The organism is Halochromatium sp. (genome assembly GCF_054919635.1).
In genome coordinates, this window is record NZ_JBUDPI010000296.1 from 1 (window position 1) to 4,749 (window position 4,749).

The following is a 4,749-nucleotide window of genomic DNA, read 5'->3' on the forward strand; positions in this document are numbered from 1 at the left end:
CGGCAGAAGAGATTTGGGCACTGTTTCGTGAAACCGACCGCAAGTTTAACGAGGCCAACCAGCAGCTGACGCATCGCTTCGAGGAAACCGACCGCAAGTTTAACGAGGCCAACCAGCAGTTGACGCAGCGCTTCGAGGAAACCGATCGCAAGATCCAACAGCTCAGCGAGCTCATCGGCCGCCAAGGCAACCGGCTTGGCAACTTCGTCCAGGAGATGGTCCGCCCGGCGGTGGTGCGCCTCCTGCGCGCGCGCGGTCTGCCGGTGCACCAAGTGGCGCCCAACCTCAGCGCCTATGACGACAACGGCCAAGTCATCGCCGAGGTCGATCTGCTGGCGCTCAATGCGCAGGTTGCCGTCGCAGTGGAATGCAAGTCCCATCTCAGCGTCGACGACGTCAACGAGCACCTCCAGCGCCTGGCGCAGTTCAAGCAGTGTTTTCCGCAATACCGTGACTATCAACTGCTCGGGGCTGTCGCCGGCATGGTCGTGCCGGATCAGGTCGGGCGTTATGCCTACCGCAAAGGTCTCTTCGTGCTCGCCCAATCCGGACAAGCGATCGAGATCCGCAACGACGCCGGCTTTCAGCCCAAGACCTGGTGAGGCGCCCGCCACATCATCATCGTTCCAATCCTGCGTCCCGGTGTTCGATGTCCTAGAGCTTCCCCGCAAGCCTGGCCCGTCACACGGCGCTGCGCGAGCCGACCATGAGGGTGAATGGTGACCCGTCCCGGGTTTTTCACCGTCCCGGTTTTGGTCCCGGTACCCAACAGCGCATTAGCCCGGCCTACGGAGACGTTGGTGCGAACATTGCCTGCAGCGTGCGCAAGGTCTTATCGAGTGTCGCCGCATGCAGCGTCCCAAGGCGTTTAACCAGCCTGGCGCGGTCGAGCGTCCGGATCTGATCGAGAACGATGAGCCCCTGCTTACCCTTGAAGGTGACAGGGACGCGAAAAGCCGCCGGCCGCGAGCCCGTTGCCATGGGAGCCACGATCAGGGTTCGCAGGTGCTGATTCATCTCATTCGGCGAGATGACAACGCATGGACGGGTCTTCTGGATCTCACTGCCCACGGTCGGATCGAGCTGCGCCAGCCAAATGTCTCCCGTCTGCATCACCAAACCAGGTCATCGTCTCCTTGGTTGGCAAACTCCGGCCAGACCAAGGCATCCTCACCCTCCTGGGCGAGCTGTTCAGCATCTTTCGCCCAGCCTTCTCGTGGATGGCGGCAAATGGGGCGGATCTCGATGACCCCGTCGCGAACCTGGAGATCCGCAGCACCCTCAAGCCCGAGCTGGGCCAGAATCGGCTTTGGGATCAGTACACCCCTAGAATTTCCCATCTTGCGAATGGCGACTTCCATCTTGATAGCCTCGGCAGAGATCATGCGGAAGCACAATGTTAGCACACCCGGACTTGCGGCGCTGCGCGAGTCGACCATCGACCCAAAGGCCATTAATCCTCAGCCCGGTTTCCATCCTCAGGCTGACCCGGCACCGCAGTCGCCACCAGCTCAACTCGGACTCAACTCCGCTCAGAGCCGCCGAGCTGCCCGTCCAAGAGGCTACCATGCGAGCTGTCTTCAGGGCCAGGTAGCCGGTCTAGTCAACACTCAGGCTTCCGGAATCGCATGCAACACCAAATCACCAATACCTCGCACTTCCAGCACTTGGTTGGTCAGATCCCCATCGCAATTAGCTTCTGTATATTGGATTGCTTCATACAATCTGGCCCATTGCGCAACGCGATCAAGACCCGCTTCGCGAAAGGCAATGACACCGGGGTGCAGATCGATATTTTGCGCCAGGCTGATGAAATCACCGACATTGACGGTGACGACGATCTGGCTGTGCTTGTAGGCGTACTGCCAGATCTGACGATCCGGCTTGCCCTGCAGACCTACATGAATCACAGCACTGGCTTCGATGCCCTGCTCATTGGCCCAGCGCGCTAACAGCGGCGAGAGGTTCTCGTCAATCAGCAGCTTCAATTGCGGTCCGTCGCACGGTCAAGGGCTTCGCCGGCCGGCCTGGCGCTTGGCCCATGCGCGCACTCAACTGCGCATACCGTAGGGCCTTGTCGTCGAGCTGCGGGTAATCTTCCGCGATGTCGGCGAAAGCGACACCTGCCCGGAACTGTTCAACCAACTGCGCCAGCGGAACTCGCGTTCCCTTGAACACGGGCTCGCCCGAACAGACCGCGTCGTTCTGATCGAGCAGCGACGCACCGCGCCGAGCGATGCGCAACGCCTGTTGGGTGCTACGGACAATCTTGGTCAGATCCAGCGTCACCGGCACTTCGCCTGCGCGCTTTAGCCTGCGGCCCTTGCGTGCCCAACCGCCCTCGGCATGGTGTTTTACCGTCAGCACGGCATACAGGGCGCGCCGATCGTCCGGGCTCAACTGCAGGCCCTCGGCCTCCAGCGAGCCCTTCAGCTTGAAATACAACACCTCGCGGAAGGCCAGACGATGCCGCCTGCGACCATCGGCGCCAGCCTGCTGATGCAATACGCGTGAAAACTCCTGGCGGAGTTGCTTCGGGTCTTGCGCGGCTGCCGCGGCCGCGATGCGCGTCTCATAGGTGGCCAACATTGGAAAGCCTTAAATATGACTCATGATGTTGCATATTTTTACAGGCTCAACCGGTTTAAACAAGCCAATCGTACAACGCTCGATACTCTGCGGCGACCACCGCATAGGAAAACCGCGCCACCGCCCGTTCGCGCGCTTGGGCAGCCCGTTGGCCACCGAATTGGCCATCCCGTTGGCCGCTGTCGGCTTCTCTCAACACCCAGGCGATGCCAGTTGTGGCTCAGGCGAGGCGATGGCCATCGTGCGCGCCGCTTTGGCCCGGCCATCGCAGAGCAAAGCCTGTCCCTGCTGGCCAAGATCGCCGATTTCCAGCAGTTGGAAGACCTGGGTGATCAGCTCCTGCTCACTGCTGACGGCACCGCCTGGCTCCAGGTGCTCCGCGAAGCCAGCGCCTAGCCTAACTGGGGGGAAGGTGGTAGACCCCACCCACCCTAATCGACAAGGAGTTCCCCCCCCGATGGCGAGCCTCTGCGCACTGATCCTGACCTACAACGAATCCAAGCATCTGCGGCGCTGTATTGGAAATTTGAGCCTGGAACCTTTTTCCCACGCACCCAGCTGGGTCGGGCGGGGATGTCGGCGGTGCGCAGGAACACCGGAGAGATTTGCTGCCGGTTGAGCCCGGAATCCTATTTCAAGAATCTTGCTTCGGGCGCCTTTTTCGCGACGGCTTGACGTCTGAGTGCGAGCGCCCGACGATGCTGAGTGCTAAGGCTCATCGAAAGGAGCACCACCATGGCGACATCAGCAGAAGAGATCTGGGCACTGTTTCGTGAAACCGACCGTAAGTTTCAGGAAGCCAGCCGAGAAATGACCCAGCGCAGTGCCGAGACTGACCGCAAGTTTCAAGACACCGACCGCAAGATCCAACAACTCAGCGAGCTCATCAGCCGGCAAGGCAACCGCCTCGGCGAATTCGTGCAAGAGATGGTCCGCCCGGCGGTGGTGCGCCTCCTGCGCGCGCGCGGTCTGCCGGTGCACCAAGTGGCGCCCAACCTCAGCGCCTATGACGACAACGGCCAGGTCATCGCCGAGGTCGATCTCCTTGCGCTCAATGCGCAGGTCGCCGTTGCGGTGGAGTGCAAGTCCCACCTCAGCGTCGACGACGTCAACGAGCACCTCCAGCGTCTTGCGCAGTTCAAAGACTGCTTTCCGCAATACCGCGAGTATCAGCTCTTAGGCGCCGTTGCCGGCATGGTCGTGCCGGATCAGGTTGGACGCTACGCCGACCGCAAAGGCCTCTTCGTGCTCGCCCAATCCGGACAAGCGGTCGAGATCCGCAACGACGCCAGCTTTCAGCCAAAGACCTGGTGAGGCGCCCACCACATCATGCCACCGCAAGCCTGGCCCGTGATCTGACGCTGCGCGAGCCGCCCCTGAAGATTAACGGTGACCTGCTCCAGTTTTCTCCGCAGCAACCAGCTCGCGTACACCGACTTGCTCACCCCCGAAGGCATCGCATCGTTGTTCAGGAAGGGGAGGCCGCCCGGCAGAGTCCGCCGCGGGATCACTCAAGGTAGCAATGCCGAGCTGCGCCATGGCGTTGTCGCCACGCTCGAGCACGGCGCCGCCCTTGGTCGAGAGACCGTCAACACCGTCATCGACGTCGGCGCCAACAAGGGCCAGTTCGCCAGCTATGCGCGACTCCGCTGGCCCAAGGCGCGGTTGATCTGCGTCGAGCCGCTGCCGGAGCCCAGGGCAAAGCTCACGCGGATAACGCGCTGCCACGCCGAGATTCACGCCTGCGCCCTAGGCGCGGAGGAGGGCACCGGGTAGATGCATATCGACACGCGCCAGTCTGCTCAAGATCGATGTGCAGGGGCCATATACCGGGGTCGCTTAAGGCACTACCGCGCGGCTTGGAATCCTGCGTTAGACTATCGCCAGTCGAGCACCGAGAACACAGGAGTCAGGCGGCTTCACTTTCGGCACAAGCCTCTGGAGTCCAGACCAAGATAAGCGCATCTAGTTTACTGAGTCCAGATGCCTACGCTGCTGATACAAGACGGCTTCAAGTTCTTCTTCTATGCTAATGAGCATGAACCGAAGCACGTCCATGTGTCGACAAGAGTGTCGCCGTGCTCGTGATACATTTTGGGACTCCGAGTCGCCAAAATGACTGCGCTCGGCGACAGCCATTGGGCCCCGGTTCGCCCCGCT

The 4,749-nt window shown here is 61.2% G+C and carries 9 protein-coding genes; 5 read left to right on the top strand and 4 right to left on the bottom strand.

Annotated elements, in window-relative coordinates:
* A partial coding sequence (locus ACY693_RS15175; RefSeq protein ID WP_462322652.1) for a DUF3782 domain-containing protein occupies positions 1-602 on the top strand: 602 nt, incomplete at its 5' end.
* Positions 603-786: 184 nt separating this feature from the next.
* On the opposite strand, the gene ACY693_RS15180 is transcribed toward ACY693_RS15175, so the two are convergent.
* From ACY693_RS15180 to ACY693_RS15195, 4 genes are all read right to left on the bottom strand, one after another.
* Complete coding sequence (locus ACY693_RS15180) at positions 787-1,113, bottom strand: type II toxin-antitoxin system PemK/MazF family toxin (protein ID WP_462322653.1); 327 nt, start codon at positions 1,111-1,113, stop codon at positions 787-789.
* The gene (locus ACY693_RS15185; protein WP_462322654.1) at positions 1,113-1,361 is read right to left on the bottom strand and encodes an AbrB/MazE/SpoVT family DNA-binding domain-containing protein; all 249 of its coding nucleotides are present in this window, start codon (positions 1,359-1,361) and stop codon (positions 1,113-1,115) included. Before ACY693_RS15185 ends, ACY693_RS15180 begins: the two co-directional genes overlap by 1 nt.
* Before the next feature lie 249 nt (positions 1,362-1,610).
* Positions 1,611-1,988 (bottom strand): DUF5615 family PIN-like protein, encoded by a 378-nt coding sequence (locus tag ACY693_RS15190; protein WP_462322655.1) that lies wholly within the window; start codon positions 1,986-1,988, stop codon positions 1,611-1,613.
* Positions 1,972-2,586, bottom strand: a complete 615-nt coding sequence (locus tag ACY693_RS15195; RefSeq protein WP_462322656.1) for a DUF433 domain-containing protein — start codon at positions 2,584-2,586, stop codon at positions 1,972-1,974. Before ACY693_RS15195 ends, ACY693_RS15190 begins: the two co-directional genes overlap by 17 nt.
* A gap of 216 nt (positions 2,587-2,802) precedes the next feature.
* Between ACY693_RS15195 and ACY693_RS15200 the strand changes: the two genes are divergently transcribed.
* The 4 genes from ACY693_RS15200 to ACY693_RS15215 all read left to right on the top strand — a co-directional run bounded on the left by ACY693_RS15200 (position 2,803) and on the right by ACY693_RS15215 (position 4,677).
* The gene (locus ACY693_RS15200; RefSeq protein WP_462322657.1) at positions 2,803-2,985 is read left to right on the top strand and encodes a hypothetical protein; all 183 of its coding nucleotides are present in this window, start codon (positions 2,803-2,805) and stop codon (positions 2,983-2,985) included.
* Between the two features lie 339 nt (positions 2,986-3,324).
* On the top strand, positions 3,325-3,903 hold the full coding sequence (locus ACY693_RS15205; RefSeq protein ID WP_462322658.1) for a DUF3782 domain-containing protein: 579 nt from the start codon (positions 3,325-3,327) through the stop codon (positions 3,901-3,903).
* Positions 3,904-3,978: 75 nt separating this feature from the next.
* Positions 3,979-4,365 carry an FkbM family methyltransferase gene (locus tag ACY693_RS15210; protein WP_462322659.1) on the top strand — a complete coding sequence of 129 codons (387 nt, stop codon included), beginning with the start codon at positions 3,979-3,981 and terminating at the stop codon, positions 4,363-4,365.
* Positions 4,366-4,572: 207 nt separating this feature from the next.
* The gene (locus ACY693_RS15215; RefSeq protein ID WP_462322660.1) at positions 4,573-4,677 is read left to right on the top strand and encodes a DUF4160 domain-containing protein; all 105 of its coding nucleotides are present in this window, start codon (positions 4,573-4,575) and stop codon (positions 4,675-4,677) included.
* Positions 4,678-4,749 lie beyond the last annotated feature (72 nt).